1 protein-coding gene (only partly in view) is annotated in these 17,756 nt (G+C 56.4%); it reads right to left on the bottom strand.

Going from position 1 to position 17,756, the window contains the following annotated elements:
• A protein-coding gene (locus BU251_RS00160; RefSeq protein WP_128698900.1) for a peptide arginase family protein crosses the window boundary here: on the bottom strand, window positions 1-17,756 show its beginning. 101,305 nt of this gene lie to the left of the window's left edge; 17,756 of the gene's 119,061 nt are visible here — the first part of the coding sequence; its start codon is at window positions 17,754-17,756; its stop codon lies beyond the left edge, outside the window.

Below are 17,756 nucleotides of genomic sequence, written 5' to 3'. Positions count from 1 at the left end.
TGTTCCGTCAAAGTCTGGCCGGCCACATCGCCTGTGGCGCCATCTCCGCCGACAACAGGCAGCGTGAATTGCGGATACTGCGGCTCCTGATAGGTCATGATACCCTGCGTCGCAGAAATCTTGGAGAAGAGGGCTGAACGCTGCTCCGGTGTTGCGTAGGACGCCAGGTCGTTTGTGGATTTCAAACCGGGGATATTGGCCACTGTCTTCTGGATGTCCTGATCGGCCGACAGGGCCTGCGCCGTCGTGTCGCCCGTGGAAACCATCTGCGCCAAGTTCTGCATGACATCCGTATCCACGCCTCTTTCATTGGCGAGGCGGCCGATCTGCCAGTTGCTCACCGTCTCTCTCTGGGCCTCTGTCAAGCCCAGCTGATCCGCCTGCGAAAGAATGTTGCGCGCCAGGATATCCTTGATCATATGCGTGAACTCGTGCGGGATAATGACGCCCTGCATGTAAGGCCTGAATGTCGCTGCCGACGGCTGGACCATGGCCAGGTTGATCGCCAGGGAATATCCGCCGTTCGTCCTGAGGGATTCGGCCATGCCGACACTGCGCAATCCCTCGGCGACTCTGACGGAAACCTGGAGAGAGCCAAGGGCCTGTTGCGCTGCGGCCGCAACCTGGTCTTGCGTAACAATATTGCCGCCCAGCTCGCTATTGACGCCGGCAAGGATGACGGCCGGCAAGGTCTGACTCGCCTGCTGCAACATGACATTAATCTCGCTGACAGCTTGTGCGCGCCTGTCAAACAACGCCTGCGGCAGGACCTGCGGTACACTGGAAAGCGCCTGTAATCTCTGCAATTTATCGGAGACCGTCCAGTAAGGCTCGCCATTCAGGATCGTCGCCATCGTGCCCAGGGCTGTCTGAGACCTGGCGCTCAGCCACTGGCGTTCCTGCGGCACTGAGACGCCGGCGGGCACGATCCTGTCTCTGACGCTATTGATCATCTGTTGGACGCCGCCAACAAGCTCATAGACCATCATATTAAGGCTGGAATTAAACGCCGCATGAATAGGCGCTTCCTGCCACAGCGGGCTCTTCAAGGCGGACATATCGACCTGCGGCAAAGCCACGCCGGAGAAATCATAGGCCGTGCCGATGACAAGAGATCCCAGGCCGGGCAATGCCTGATTGGCCGGGGCCTGCGAGAAAGCTGTTTCAAATTGATGCGTGGCTGTTTGTCTCTCGGTCGCGTACTGCCTGATGGGGGCATAATAGCTCTGTCTGAACTTAGAGACGAAACCGTCTGGAACATAACGTCTTGTGGCAAAACCAATCTGTTGATAAAGCTGGCTGAGTCCCTGTTTGCGCTGAGCCGAGGCGATAGCGCCCCTCAATGCCCGGTCAATGCCTGTTTGGATCTGACCCTGGATCGCCAATTCGCCGGCCAACACCGATTCCTGTGTCTGGAAGTATGCAGTCTCATCAAGCCCGGCAGCGGTCAGCCGCGTCCTCTGTTCAAATCCTTTTTGCGCGATCAGAGAAACTTCTCTCTGCCAATCGGCAAGTTTCTGGCTGACCGCCGCAAGATCGATCTCGCCGGCCAAAACGCGGGAACGCAGGTTGGAAACAAGGAGCATCTCCGCCAAGTTCCAGTCCCTGTCCTGGCTGGACAATCCTGCCAAAACTTCAGGCGTCCGCTGGATCGCCGCCTGTTTCTGAGACAGGAGCTCCAAGGTCTGGTTCAGTTCCGTTGCCTGCGTCTGCACCTTGGCTATCGCCTCGTCTGCCGATGTTTTGAACGCCTCAAACTCCTGCGCGACAGGCTGGGCGCTGCCAAGGCCGGTCACCATCAAGGCTGCATCATTGGCGAGGTTCCTCGTCAACTCATTGGCCTCTTGGACATCCGAAATACTCTTTTCTTTGACGACGGACCTGGCGGTCAACAAGATCATCGCCGGTGTGATATTTTTCGTCCCATCCATCTCGATGCCCTGCAGCCTCAACTGCGCCACGTCCCTGCTAATATCTTTAAGGATGCTGCCGACGAGCTTTTCCCTTCTGGAAGGCATGGACATGGTCAAAGTCATCTTCCTGCCGGCAATTTCCATCAACTGGCTGAAGGCGCGGTCATCATTGGCAAGGGCCTTGATCGTTTCCTGGCTGATGTTGCCGACTTGAGAGATGCCCCTCTGGTTCAACAACTGCAATGACTGCTGGACGCGGACAAGCCTGGAGACGGCTTGCGCGAGCTTCGCTGTATCCGATGCGGCTTTCTTAGGCAGGGCCCTGAGGATATCGGATGCCGCATAGGACGTAGAGATACCGACGATCTGCTGCGGCGTCATCTTGTCCATCGGAACATTAAATCTCTTGAGGTTATACACACCGCCGCCGATAACGTTGGCCATCGTCGTCGTATTCTGGAGATGAGGCGTAAACCAGGGGATCAGGCTTTCGGCGCTCGCGCCGGGGATGGCCTGGGCGGCAGAACCGAGGCTCGCCATGGTCGGCTGAGCCTGTTCAAACGTCCGGCCCGCCTCCTGTGCTTTAACACCCAGCAGTTTCTGTTCTGCGGCCGATGCGCCCTTCTGCATGGAACGGAGGAAATCGTTCGTCGCTGTATTAAGGCCTTCATACGCCTCTCTCTGGCTTGCGACCATCGGCGCAACAGCGCTGCGGAACGCATCATCCGCCGGGAGGGCATTGACCAGGACTTGCGTGAAATAATACGGGACGCTGTCGATTTGGGCATAGCCGATGGCCCTGGTCAGGTCTGCAGTGCCCACCTTGCCGGCGAACTTTTCAGGAGCGATGCCGGCCAGGGAGCCGTATTGGATAAAGCTGCTAAGGGTCGAGCCGTTGTCATTCAGGCGGATGATACCCTGTGAAGACAACTGCTGGATAGCGGAAATCGTCTGGATAGGCGTCAGGACCGGCGCCTGCGAAGCGGGAGCGGCCGAGACATTCACATTGATGCCGCTGGAAGGATTCAGGGTGCTGACGGCGACATTGAAACTCTGCTGCTGAACAGGCGTGCCTTCCAGAACGACGAGCGAAAGGCCGGCGATGCTTCTTCCTGCGTCGCTAAGCGTGCCATTCTGGCCGACAAGGCAGGAGTTTTGCGTCGTAAACGATGTCGTGAAATCTGTCTTTTGTTCGGCGCTGATGACGCCGCGATCAACCAACCGTGTTGCAAATTCCTCAACCGTCTTCGGAGAACCGCGTGTGATATTGGCCTCGCCTTTATATTCGGAGGCAGGCGCCTGTCTTTCATAAGAAACTGTGGAAAGCTGTGTCTTATAGAACTCATTCGTCGCCTGGACGGTATTCAGATGAGAATCCCAAGCGTCGACAGACCATCCTTCTTTAGGTTTATAGGCGGAGAAGCCGGGCGTCGCATCCAGTTTCTCGGTATTGGTATAGATCCACACTTCGGGATTCATGCCGATGCCTCTATTACCCATGATGCGGTTAAAGGCCTGGATCATTTCGGATTCCGTAATGTCTTCCGGATAAGCCAAGTGGAGGGCCTTCTTATTGATAGCGCCGTTGGCCCACGCCACATCTATGCCTGTACCGACCTGGGCAACCGTACCGGTGATCACGCGCACGGGACTGCTGACGTCAGCAACACCTCTGATCTGCGCGGCCTCCACGGCATCCGGCATGGTCGGGCCGAACACAAGGTTCTGTCCGGTCACGGTGCGTCCCTCGCCGGCCAGGCCGCGCACTCTCTGCACCCCATGAACATTCTCCAGGTATTGATTGAATTCCTTGACCTGGCGATGCCCGCTGAACAACGCAAACTGGCCGGCCTTGTCAAACCCGACGCCCTGCATCTCATCATACATCTGACGATACATCGCCGGCGCATTCTTGGCCAACTCTTCCTGCTTATTCGCGGACAAGACGGGCTTGACGCCTTTTTCAAGGGTCTTGTATCCGATCTCGGAAAGCTTCCTCTCGGCGATCGTTCCGCTGGCCAACGTGGCAGACAACATCAGGCCGCCGCCGATCTCCTTTAACGCCTCAAAGGACTGCGTCACATCCATGGTGTCGCCCAGCGGCCTTGTCAACGGCTTGTCCCATTTGATCTGCAAGGCCTGCATCTCGCCCATCGGCAAATGCAACCTGCCATCTGCCTTGCCGCTGCCGGCCAAGACCTCGATGTTGTATTTGGTGACGGAATATTCGTTGCCGGAATATTGCGCGGCCCTGGTCGCACCTTCCAGGACCACTTTTCCGAGTTCCGATGCCGCCATATCCGCACTCTTTGCATCACGCGCCGTCAGCATATCCGCATATTTCTGCCGATAGAAGCTAGAGCCGAGGATATCGGCAAATTCCCTGCCCAGGGCCGCGCCCTGCCGCTCCAAAAGAATGCTGCGAGCGATCGCTGCATCGCTGGCGCTTTGATATCTCAACGGCTCGCTTTGCTTGGCCTGGCTGACCGCCTCTGCGATCTTCGGAGTCATCTGACTCAAGGCCCCTCTGGACGACAAGCTCGTCTGCAACATCTCTCCGCGCTGCTGCGCCTTCTGATACATCTCATATTCCCTGACGCGGAAATAAGCATCCGCGAGCTTTGCTTTGTCTAGCGCCTGGGTCTGCTCGCCGGTTAAAGGCGCATCTCCGAAGCTCGAACGGAGAGTCTCATAATAGTTGCCCGGCGTGATATTAACAGAGGAATTCTGGACTTCTTGCCACGCCTGACGGCCCTTTATGTTCGTCTGGCGCTCCAAGTTCGTCATCTCTTTACGCATCTTTTCATACTGCGCCTTGCCCGTAATGATGGCCTCTGTACCCTGGCCCTCCCTGATGCCGGGCAGCATGCCGATGGTGTGCGCTTCATCGATCAGGAAGATGGAATTCTTGATCCTCGGCATATCCAACCGCGGAGCAGCGGCATCGCCCGTCTTGTCTGCGTACTTCTGGGCATGAACGAGGTTCGTGAACGATTCGAATGAAAGCACTTCGATCTTGCTTCCAAAATCATTCAAGGAATGAGACGTAGAACGGTTGGTATAGCGGATCTCACCCAGGCGGTCCCCATAAACCGCTTTTGCCAGATTGGCCAACTCCAGAGAAAGGGAATCGCCGTATGTCGTCATGGCTGTGACGCCGCCGAACGCCTTGTTCTTGGCCACCAGCGAAGGCAGGAGCGTCACGTCGACAAATGTCTTTCCGCCGCCGCCAGCTTCCTGGATAGCGACCCTCAGATCGGCAGGCGTCTTGGCGTTTCTTAAAGCTTTATCGAACTTGTAAACGATCTCAGCCTGCCTGTAAGACGCCATGACCCCCTGCCTCATTTCATTGAGCCTTAAAGAAACTTGGATAGGAGACAAACCCTTGATCTTACCCTGGGTTGAAACTGCGTCCAAGAGACGGTCCTCAACGGCCTGGCGCACGCTCTGGCGACCTTCGAGAACTGCCGAGGTTTCCTGGGCGGACAGGATCAAGCGGCTATAGTCACGCGCGGCGACCCTCAACGTCGTTAATTCCCTGCCTAACTCACTGGTCCTGGCAGCGCCCTGCGCCTGGTTCCAGAACTCGCTCGCCACATAAATCGTCGAGGAATCGACGTCCACATACGCCCTGTGCTTGCCGACGATGTAGCCCTCTCTTGTGCCTTCCAAAAGGACAACGTCCAAACCGGAAAGCTTGCCGGCGGCAACACCCCTGTCCTTTTGTTCGGCCACGGCGCGTTCAATCCTGGTTCTTTCTTTTGGCATCGGCACAGAAACCGATGTTGGGCTTGTCGTCGAGGATTCGCCCTTGGCGATCTGGGTAACCTGCTCCATGGCCCTGCGTTCCAACTGCGGCAATGTCGAAAGATGTCTCTGCGCGGATTCATTTCTTGCCTCGAGCCTCTTGATCTGGGCTTCCCACTGCGCTGCGCCCGTCGTATTCCCCTGGGCCTTTAATTCTTCAACCCTGTTCCTTAATCTCTCGATTTCTGTCATTCTGTTGGCAATCTGCCTCTCCAGGCCGTCGCGACGCAGGGATACAGCCGTCTGGACCTGGGCGGCATCAGCAGAATCAGGCAAACCAAGAAGCTGGATCGGATCGACGCTGCGCAAACCGAGCTGCGCATCGACATTAGCCGGATTCAAGCGCAAGGCTGCTCTGAACAAGGTCGCCGCGCGCTCCGTATTGTTCCTGGCTGCTTCCATCTGGCCGCGCACAACAAGCCTTGTCTCGCCCAAGAAGGACAGTTCGGCTTTCAGGGAGTTGGCAGTCTGCAGGTCTCCGGAGCCAAGCGCTTCTTTCCTGGCCGCGCTCGTCTGCCTGATGGTGTCGCCTAAAAGCGCTTCTGCCTGAACATGGTCCATCCCCACCAAGCGTTGCGAGAAGGCCAAGCGGCCAAGCTCCATATTGCCCGCCTCCCTCGCCAAGGACTCTGCCCTTTCAAATGATGCCCTGGCAAGATCTTTCTGTCCTGCCGCGCGTTGAGACAAACCGAGATTATACTGCGCTTCGGCGTCCGCCGGGTTGCGGCCGGCCAATTCCGCAAATTTTTGCGTCGCAAGGCCGAATTGACCCTGATCGTAATACATCTTGGCGATGTGCTCCGGAAGGGCCGCGCTTCTCATCGTAAAGAGAGCCGCCCATGGCAGGATCTGCATATCAGCGGCAGAGAAACCTTGATAGTGACTTGTGGCGTAGGAATCCGTGCCGACCTGCGCGAGCGTTGTCGCATCCAGATCGCCCGTCATCGCATCGACGTAGGCGCCGAGCCTATTGACGCCCTGCATCGTCCTGTTGATCGTCTCGACGGTGAAACCGACCTTGCCCAAGGAAACAGCCTTGGCGCCAAAGCTCAAAGCCCCTGCCTTGGCAACAGTGAAGGCGCCGGAGAGATCTCCCGCGGCAATCAAATCTTTCAGAGAAGTCCCGGCGAGTTCTTTGGCCCAGCCTTCCTGCATTCTCAAAAAGCCTGTTTCCAGCTTGGCGACTGAAGAACCGATCACAGGGGCGCGGCCCAGCAACGTCTCTTCAGGCGTCACAGGCGTCCTGCTCATGATCTTGACAATGGGCCCGATCATCATACCTTCACGAGGAGAGTTGGCCAGGCTATACAAGAACCCGCCGTTATCAAGACTTCCATAATATTTCCCGAAGCTGAAAGATTCATAGACGGTCTTGGTTTCGCCTGTCAACGGATCAGCGATCCTTTGCGGCGCCTGGCCCATATCGCGCAGCCATGAACGCTGGATGCCGGTCACCTCTCCCTTATCGTTTCTGACAGGCGTATAGAAACCGAACACAGCCTGACCCTGGCTGAAATTACTGCCCAACACCTTATCTACCGCCCAATCGGTGCCATGCTCGACGGTAGCCAGGGCGGTGTCCACAAAAGGCTTGGTCCCGGACATGACGCCGCTGACGAGCCACCACGATTTCGCGCTGCTATACATCTCTGTCGTCAAGGCATTCAGATCTGCAAACTTAGCCGTATTGGCTTGTATGGATGCCACCTGCCCTGTCGCGCCTAACGTATATTGCTTGGCACCATAAGCCACCAATTCTCCTATGAAAGCGCCCTTGACGCCGCTGACAAGAAGCTGGCCGGGCGTATTGAAAGTAGTCAGAGGATTCAAAGACGGGCTATTGATGTAATCTCTGGCGATACCGAAGGAAAGCGCGCCGCTGCCAAGGATGACAGCGTGCCTTGTCACAAACGACTGCTCATTAAGCCACGAACCTATTTGAGGCGCCTTGTTGGCCAACAACCCTATGCCCGCGCTCACAAAGGTGTCTTTGCCGATGTTCAACAAAGCGCTGCCCACGGAATCGACATTTGATTTGAAAGGCTGGCGGATCGCGCTGGCAATGAGGCCCGAGGTCGCGGCAAAAGCGATAGGATTGTTAACGCGGTAGCTGGCTGCGCCGCCCACGGCTCCTGTAAATGCATACCAGCCGGCCTGCGGAATAGAGCTGATCTCGCTGCGATAGATCCCTGTGCCGACGCTCAATCCTGCCCCGGCCGCTGCCTTGCCTGCAATAAGATATGTCGTGGCGCGGGAGGCATTCTGAACGGCGTAAGTGCCTCTGACGGCGGTTCCGATGGTCTGGAAAGCTCCGACAAGGCCGTAGGTCGTCAAGACATTCCCCATGCTCTGGGTCAAGTCCATAGGACTGCCTGTCGTCATCGTCGTCGTCAAGTGACCGCTCGCCAGGCCGAAATTGGCCAGATTGACGACATTCGCGGCCTGGGGAATCTTGAGGGCCGCATTGGCCACGGTCAGTGCTCGCGCTGTCCAAACACTACCCTCAACAGCAGTGACGGTCGACAGGGCCGCTTGTCCGCTAGCAGCCAGTTTGGCGCCGGCAGCCGGCAAGAGGAACGAAATAGCAAGGGTTGTCCCCTCACTATCGGAAAGATATTCACCCGTCAATTTATATTTGATAACATCGACGGTAGGAACGGTCAAGCTGACGCCTACAACCGCCGTACGGCCGACATTCACGCCGGCAACCTTGCCCGACATCAACAACTCATCAATGGCTTTTAACGTCTGAGCCGCATATGCGCCGGCGACATTAAAACCGCCGCTGAGCTTGTCGCCTCTTTCCCATTGCGCCTTGCCCACTTCCTTGGCCATCTTTATCCCGGCAAACGCAGTAACCTCGCTCCCCCTGAAGGAAACTTCGACACCGTCTTGGATCCCGACAAATTCCCAATCTCTCCAGTCCGCGCCCGTCTTGTTGACCCTCAGCGTTCCCGGCTTGCTCAACTCTATGGCTTTCTCGACCCACGTGACCGCGGCTTGATCGCCTGAAACAAGTTGCATCGAGTCTCCAACAAAGCTATTGGCCCAGATCATGATGGAACCGGCATAGCTATCATCGGCAGCCTGTTTCCAGCCCTTATTGCCCGCAACCGTCCCAGCCAGATCGATGACACCGCCCTTGGCCGCCGAATACGTTCCGAAGATCACCGGCCAAACGACATCATTAAAGGCATATCCCACCACAGCGCCTGCGCCCTTGACGATCCCTTGAGGGCCCCAATCAGGATTATAGTCATAGCCGAACTTCGTGTGCTTGTTCAGCCAGACCCTGACGCCGTTGGTCTCAAGGATCGCCTCCACCTGTTTGTCGTTGCCGGAACCGACCCTGTCATAGAGCCCCTTGGCTTCACCTATTAATGTCTGTATCTGCTGCACTTGCGTCTGAGAAAGAGTCTTGCCTTCCTGCTTCAACAAGGCCTCCAGATGAGCAATATTCTGCATGCGGCCCTTCGCGTTTGACTCAAAAGCATCCCTCCACATGGAAATACCTTCGTCCATTTCTTCCTTAAAATGCAAAGGCGTATCCCAGAGCTGACCGGTAGTATTAATAAGCCGCGTCCCTCCGGAAGCCGTCAGTTTGTTTTTCGATTCGGCGAAATAATTCAAGTCTGCGACGGCCCTATTGTATTCCTCCTGCACGCGGCGCACGGCTTCCATAACCCCAAGCCGGCCCTTCGTGGTTTTGATCACATCGTTGGCGACTTCAGTCTCCAGGCCGAAACGCGTCCTGTAATGATCTGCGCCTTTGCCATCATAGCGTTCGTCGTAGGAAGGCCCGGGATTGGCAAGACGATCCAAGGCGTTCCAGTCATTATCCCTCAAGAATGTGGCATATTCCCGCATCGCGGACTTATATCTGTCTTGTGCGGATTTCAGCAGGCCCTCTTCCTTGGAATTGTTCACACGGAGCCAGAACCAGTCGGTCTTGCCCATTTCCCTCTTATACCGGTCATTGGCTCGCCGCAGATCATCCCCTGCTTCCTTGAGTTTTCTTTCCAGGCCTTCTCTTTTCTGGCTCACCGCCGCAGTCTGTGCCGCCGCCTGCTGACGATTACGTTCTCTCAGGGCATCATTAGCATCTTTCATTGGACCGGAGACGAGCTCAACGCCCTGCTCTGTGGTTTTAAAAACATTGCCGCTCTGATCCTTGAATCTCGCTCCGGCAGCAATGGACATCTGGCCGCTTTCGTCGTTGAACGTCACCTGATAAGCGGTCAAGGGAGTGAGCTTCCTTCCATCCCCCAGGCTTGTAGACGCGCTTGTGACGGCGCGAATATTGTGCCCTTGCAGTGCCGAAACCCCAAGCGGTTTAGTGTGGTCGAATTTTAAGTCTGTGCCGTAAACAAACATATCCTTCAAGAGCATGGGCGCGCGCCTTGTATCGGTCGGGGTCCGATGAATGGCGCCGTCGGCTGTCATGGCCTGCGTGCCGAAAGAGGAAAAGATGCCCTTGTCGTTGGTCTGAAGTTCCGTGAGGATGTGCCCATGCGATTTAATGACGCGACTGCCGGCAGAAAGGCTCTCGCTTGAGACGTCGACGGTGCCACGCGTGATGCTCAGATAATTATTGCCGCCCTTGCCGCCGCCCGAGAAATTCCTTGCCCAGATGATGTCGCCGTAACCTTTCAGGGCGGGGACCTCGCCGCCGTTCCCTGAGGTCAACTCGCCGAACCCCATGATATTGAATTGGGCTTTCTTTCCGTTGGTAGATGTGACGACTTCACCCCTCACCTGGCTGCTGCTGAAATCAGGGGTGCGGATCTGGGCAAAGGTATCTTTTGCGCCTGGGCCGTTGGAAGTATACAAAACCTTGATGTCGCGCAGATGGGCGGTGCCGCGGACGCCTGCGATGCTCGAAGAAGGATCCAGAGAAATGGTCGTATTATTCATATGATAGGAGACAGCCGCCGGCGTTTCCGTCTTCACTCCCCACATTGCGGCGTGATCAAAAACGACCACAGCCGGAGTCTTGTCCGACTTGGCCCCGACCCTGAAATCTTTTCCGAACGCAACCATGTTGCTGTCATCCAGGGTATCCGGCACATCGACGCCGTTGCCCGCCGTGAACTTGTAGCCCCCTCCAATCGTGTGGCGAGCATTGTCGGCAAAAAGGGCCTGGTTGTTGAAGCCGATAATGGCCCCTTGCTTGTCCATCTGGAGCTCAAACAGAAGTTTTCCCTCGGAAATCATGCCCATACTGCCGGCCTGGATAACCCTCGTTTCCACATCAACAGCACCCTTGGCAACCCGGCTGTATGAACCGGCGTCGCCGGAACCATCCCCGAAATTCCTTAAAGCAAATGTCGCGCCCACAGCGCTGATGGCCGGAATATTCACGGACTCTTTGCCTTGGACCTGTGTCATTTCGCCGAACCCTAACACGGTCGCATGCGCGATCTTCCCCGGATCAGAGGGCTCGCTCATCTGGTGCACCCACGTCTTGACGGTTCCGCTCGCCTGGCTGTGCTTATAATCCACCAGCCAATCATTATGCCCCTCTTTATTAAGGCCGTCCGTCTTGATCAACAAGGCGACATCCTTCAAGTCCATCACGCCATAGACAGGCCCTTTGCCGGGACCGTAAGTCTTGGTTTTCTCGTTCCACAAGGGCGTCATATAAAGACGCATGGACTCGCCCATGTCATAAACAATGGCTGCCGGCGTTTTGGCCCTGAAACCATATTGCGACTCATTATGATCAAAAATAATAACGGCGTCTTCCTGATCCGCCCTGGCGCCGACTTTTATCTTATCGGACAAGGGGATCATGCCGCTGGTGAGCAGCTGCGCCGGCTTTGACGCCTCAGGGTTCTCTTCGTTGCGGACCCCTGGAACATAGGTATATGTCGTGCCGTTGCTCAGCTTCAAAGTGTGCTGCGCATTATCCGCTGTCAGCGCCTGGTGGCCAAATCCTATAAAATCACCTTGTTCGTTCTGGTTCAGTTCGAGACGGAAGAGCCCGCGGGAGACGATGATGCCTTTTGAGGGATCGGCCATCGAAGTGACAACTTTCGTATCGCCGGGGTCGAGAACGAGGAACGAGTTGTAAGGTTGTTTGCCGGCTTTGATCGCGGCGGTCGGTTCCGACGGAGCGCCCCCGCTGCGGCTCCAATAGATGCCGCCTTTATCGCCCTGCCCTTCGGCGATCAAGGCAGGTATCACATTCCTCTCATTCTTGTTGTTCGCATATTTATTGACCTGAACGATGCCGTCCAATCCCAGGACGCGGGACGTAAGAACGTTCGTGGCATCCTCCCGTTTTTCTGTCCCGTACCATGACTCAATGGTGCCTCTGGCCTGGCTCCTTGTATAATCAGGCAGCCACCCCTGGCCGGCCGTCTGCGCCCCTGCTTCCTTCAATAGATACAAGACCTTAACGTCGGTCAGGTGGGCCTGGGCCCTTTCTATCGTCTTGGCCGTCTCCACTTCACCGGCCTTGGCATTATAAAGCGTACCCAAAGAAATATTCAGCCGGCCCATATCACGGACAACGGCTCCCGGCCCGTTGACGTCCATACCCCACGGCATATTGTTCTTGAATGTCACCGTGACGGACTGGCCGGCGGAGGCAGAGCCGACCCTGAACCCTCTGCCGAAAGGCACCATCTGCGAATCATCGAGGACCTTCTCATTCTCTGCGTTCTTGCCGTACGTAAACGTCGCGCCGATCGTGTGCGTCGCGTTCTCGGCGCTCAACAAGGAGGTGTCGAAACCGCCGATGGCATACTGGCCGTATCCTTGCTGCGCGATGTTGATCGTCAGCGGAACAGGCGTCTTTCCCTGCGTCGATTTGATGACAAGCCCTCCGTCGAACAAGACGGAAGAAATAAGATCGACGGCACCCTTTTCCACGGCAAGGGTTGTGCTGCTCTTTGAGCCGTCTCCGGCGACATTGGACGGATGGATCCACCACGTCTCGGAGAACGGCACGACCAGCTGCTGGGACGACTTGCCGTTGACCGTCACATTCATGACCGCCAGGCGGCCTGCCATAGGCACGGACTTCGTCTCTGTGAGCTCCGTCCCGCCGGCCTTGTGGGTCGCTGTCAATTTCTGGATCGCGGCGATATCGAAATGGCTGGCCCAAGACTTGAAGGCGTCACCCTGGGCCTGCGCCGTCAACACGCTGTCCAACTTCGAAATGCTCATCACCCGCGTCACGGTATCGCCATTGATCCCGCGCACGACATCCGGCTGCGTCACCCTCGACCCCTTGCCGATGAGACTGCGCACGACCTCCAGGCCGTTGGTGGTGCCGTTGAAATTCTGCGATGTCTCGCCGGTGGCGCGGTCCGTGACGATCCTTGAAACAAATCTCGCATCCGCATTGCCGCTCCTGATCAACGCTGTTCCGATGGTCGTATCAGGCCCTGCTATCAGCGTCGTGCCCGACACCCCCGCCAGGGAATTGACAATGAGCTTGCCTTCGTTATCGCGGCCGATGAACAACGGCAGCTCTGTTCCCGTTGTGAACTTAACCAGGCCTTCCTGCCGGAATTCGCTGTTCGAGGCCACCATCAATTTGTAGGCATCGTCCGCAAACCTGATGGCGTCCTTTTGCGGCTCGCTCTTCCCCTGGCCCGACGGGAAGCTTTGAGGCAGGTATGTCTTATCCAACAGTTCGGCGCCATGGATGATGCCCTGTTTCCTGTCCATGACGTGCGCCACAACGCCCCAGCGCCCTTTATCGTCGGCCCATATTTTGTCGACAGGCGCCGTGTAAACCTGGCCTGCCGCGCTGCTCGCCAGGAAGCTGCGCGTCGCATCCGCTTCGCCGCCGCGCACGACCCAGCTGTTGATACCGGTCAATTCTTCGCTCAGCTTCGCCCACACGGTGGCCTGCCCGCCGGCGACGCGGCCCGGATTTTCTGCGGTCTTCGCAACGTCGGTGCCCGCCGTCACAGTCTCCGGGGTCTGGGATACGGGGAGCGGTTCGCCGCTCGGCAATGTCACCAGCTCAGGCTTGACAGGCATATTTGCCGTCGTATCCGACGGAGATTTGGTAACAGGAACCAACTGATTATCGATAAGATTATATATTTCCCCGTTGATGTTGTAGGCTAAGTGCCCTTTGGCGAGGTCCGGATCGATCCCGCTGTCCTGCGGCGTGATCAAGACAACCTTGGCGTCGGCGCCGAAGACTTCCTTGATCTTTGTTTCGGCAACGGCCGGCGATTCAATGCGCAGTGTTTCCAATTTCTTTTCAATGGTCTCAACAGGTTTCGGCGCAACAGGCTGATCCACGCCGGCCTTCTCGAGGATATGCTTGAACGTACGGTCCCATCTCCAGCCGTTGCCGGCTCCGGGCAGGCTGTAGAAATTAATAACGTTATCCAAAAGGGCCTTGCCGTTCACCTGCTGCTTAAACGGATTGCCGAAGACAAGCGAGACGTTCTTGTACATCTTTTCTTTCTCGCCGTTGATGACACCCGGGTCTGTCCACGCGGAGATCCTCAATACCGATCCATAAGGCAGGCGAGGCGTGCCTTGCGCAATCACCACCTGGTCGCTTGCCCGGTTGAGTTGCAATTGCATGAGGTCAGGATTAATGGTGATCGTCTCCGCCTTGGCCTTATCATTACCCTGCAGGACACTGTAAGAAGTCCCTGCCTCCGTAATGTTTTTGATCTCGGCGTAGGTCGAGCCGAACGTGGCTTTTTCAAAACCCTTGGTTTCGCCGGGTTCTGTCGTTGACGCCGCCGAACCGAGCGTCGGCATAAGGACCGCCGGATTCTGGATCACATTCTTGGGGTCGGCGTAACGCGAAGCACCTGTAACCAGGCCGGTAACGCTGTATCCTATGTCCTCCTTGTTGCCTGTCAGAAGGCGATTGGGAACGAACGCGCCCATGATGTATGCGGAGCGCGTGATCGCTTCCGGCTTGGCACCGACGTTGACGGTGCTCGTATATGTCCCTGTAAATCCTTTATAGATGACTTCGTTGCGGCGGTTGCCGTTGACAACGTTGAACTCGCGGACATCGTAATATCTGTCGGGGGTGACGACACCATTGACCCCGCCGTAGTTCTGCGTGGTCTGATAGCCGCTTGAGCCTGTGCGCCCGAGGAGCCAAGCAAAGAATCCCTTCCCTTCCCTATAGCTCCAAGAGCGCGCAGCCGTCACGTCGCCCGATGCATCGAACCCAACAAGCGAATTTGCGCCGTTCTGAGGCGACACATATCCAATGCCCTTAGATGTCCCCAATCCGAGAAATTTGGCAAAAACTCCTTGTTTATCGGCGGATGTCATCTCTATCTGGGTATTGCCTTCGCCTGTTCTCCAGGAACCGATGAATGACTGATACAAGGCCTTCATGCCAGGATCCGTAATGCCACTGGCCAGTTTTTCTTGATCAAAGACAGCCCTGTTGTCGATCACGGCCTGCTGGTCCACGCTCATGCCGGGCAATACGATCTTGATGTCCGCCCTGTCGGCCCCGATGATTAGAGACGCGTCGATCGCGGCGAGCGGGTTGGCGGGATCGTATTGCAGGACCTGCGTCTTGCCGCCCCGGGTGATCTCCATGACGGCTGTCTGGCCCGCCGTCAGACTGAGGAGGTTTTCCATAGACGTTGATTCTCCGTCACGGGCCGCCTGCAAGGCCGCATCCAGGGCCGCCGTGTCCGTCTGCAGCTTCAAGATGACCTGCACGGGATCCTTACCCGCCGGCAGCGTCTTGATCTTGACCTCCGTCAGCTTGTCGTAAATCGCATTGATGCCCCTGTTCATGACGTAGGCCAGGTTGTCCGCGGCCGTATAGTGGAGGGTGGAACTCACGTAGCCGACAAACGCATTGCCGAACGGACGCGTGATCTTATCGACATACCCATTGTCAACGACTTCCTCCCACGACATATCGTTGTCTTTCATGATCTGGTTGGCATTGGCATAGAATTTAGAGACGCCCGCGAAATCGAGGAGCTTCTCCGTGTACTGCCAGCTCCGGAAAGAGCTCATGGTTTCGGGGCTGTAGAATGGCGAGGTCTTGCCGAAGAAGAAGAGGTTGTCGGCAAGGTCCTTGGTGCTCCCGAGCAGGCTCTGCGTAAACACGTTACTGAAGCTCTGGCCTTCGCCTTTGGCGCTAAAAGCGTCGTAGCCCGCCTTGATCATGGACGTCATTCCGAAATTAAAGAGGGCCATCTGCGTCGCCGTCATGCCCCAAGAGTTCTTGCCTGTCTCCTTGTCGAACTTGCCGCCCATCGTCGCCAAGAGAGCGGAAGAAGCGCCGCTCAAAATGGCATCCAGCACATATGACTGCGATCCGCCGTATATCTTGCCCGCAACGAGGGAGCCTGCGGTCTGGCCGAGGATCCTGGAATATCCGAAATCATCCTCTCCAATGATCTGTTCCAATGCGGTGCCGATGAGATTGGAGAGCGTGTAGCGCTGGAACCCGATGTCTTTGACAGCCAGGGCCGTGTTGCCCAGGAAATTCCACCACTTGCTGGAACCTTCCTTATAATCGCTGGCGTACACGCGATAGCTCCCCGTCTTCTGGTCGAAGGTCCCGTTGCCGTTGGTGTGCGCCTTAAAATCTTCCTCGCTCAACTGGTAGACGGAATTGTATCCCAACTGGTTCAGCGTATATTCGGCGCCCACATACCCGACGACCGATGAACCGAGACCGTAGAGGAGTTTTGCCGCAATGCTGTCGCTCCCGATGGATTTTTCGGCAAACACCTGGGCCGTTCCTGTGAATGCGCCCTGGATCGCGCCTGTCGTCATGGCGCCGAGGGTCGCGTGCTGGCTCAGGTAATTGCTGAAGGCGTTGCCGCCCATGTCTGACGGTTTCCAATAGCCGCCCGCAGCCCCGCCGAATGACTGCGAAAAACCTCCGCCGGCCGCGCCGCCGGCCATGGCGCCAAAGATCTGCGCTGCGGCAGAACTGAAGCCAAACTGTGTTGCTGCGATGTTGGTCGCCGCGCTGCTGATCTGGGAAGCCGCAAGGCCTGTCAACATGGCCTGGGTCGCCGCGCTCGTGCTCCATGCCATCTGTCCCGTCTGCGCCGCCTGGCCCAAGCCGGAGAATCCGCCCAAACCTCCAAGAACGAACGTTCCAGCCAACGTCAAGGCGCTCAGCCACACATCGCTTTCGCTCGTCTTCCAAAGATCGTCAATGGTCGTGATCTCGTCATAGTGTTTTCTCGAGGCGCCCTGGACTGCCTTGGCCACAGCCTCTTCAAGGATCTCGATATCATAACCCTGCGGGATGCGGCTGGAGAGCGCCAGGCCGTATTTGGAGAAACGGCGCTCAAATTCGGCAAGGGTCCAAATATTTTTCTTGCCATTATCTTCGATTACCACAGAACCTTTAGAAAGTCCTTTAACAAGGACCATGTGGTCGTCATCCACGAACGCAATATAGGGTATTAACTTATTTAAGGCTTTTGCAATATTTTTAGTATTGGAGTAAAAGTCTTTCCAGTAGAAGGGTTTAAGTTCATACCCATAAAGCAGGGCCGTCTGAGAAAGGGCGTACAGGGAATTCTCAAGCTTCTTGGCCTGGTTATAGGTATAGATATCTAAAGAATCAGAAAGAATATCTATAAGGAGGGCGCTCTGGGCCATCTGATAAGGCGATATTTTCTGCCCCATGGCTTCGAGGAAGCCTGAGAGGGCGTAGGCGCCGCAGGTCACGAGATTCCGGCCTGAATCCATCATCCAGGCATGTAATTCATCAATCTTATTCTGCGTAAGATTAAGAGGATAATTCCTATGAACAGAGACCTGACGGGAGAGCCGGATGTCCGTGGCGGGCTTGCCGATCAACGGCTGCAACGAAGAAACGATGGCATCCGCTATGGCCCGGTCAAAGGCTTCATCCTTCTGGGTCTTCTGGAGGACAGACCCGTCCGTTGCAACGGTTGCCGCGCTCACAAGAGGAGCTACTGCCCCATGCAGCGCGCCGCGCAGATTATAGTCAACAGCCCACGCCACCTGCTCAGGCAGGAAGGTGAGGACTATCAACCACGCAATGGCCTTCACCCAAAGCTTATTGCGTACATTCAGCAC

Source organism: Candidatus Velamenicoccus archaeovorus (assembly GCF_004102945.1).
Taxonomy (GTDB): Bacteria; Omnitrophota; Gorgyraeia; order Velamenicoccales; family Velamenicoccaceae; genus Velamenicoccus; species Velamenicoccus archaeovorus.
The sequence above is the reverse complement of the archived record's forward strand: the minus strand, read 5'-3'. Positions and strand labels throughout refer to the sequence as shown.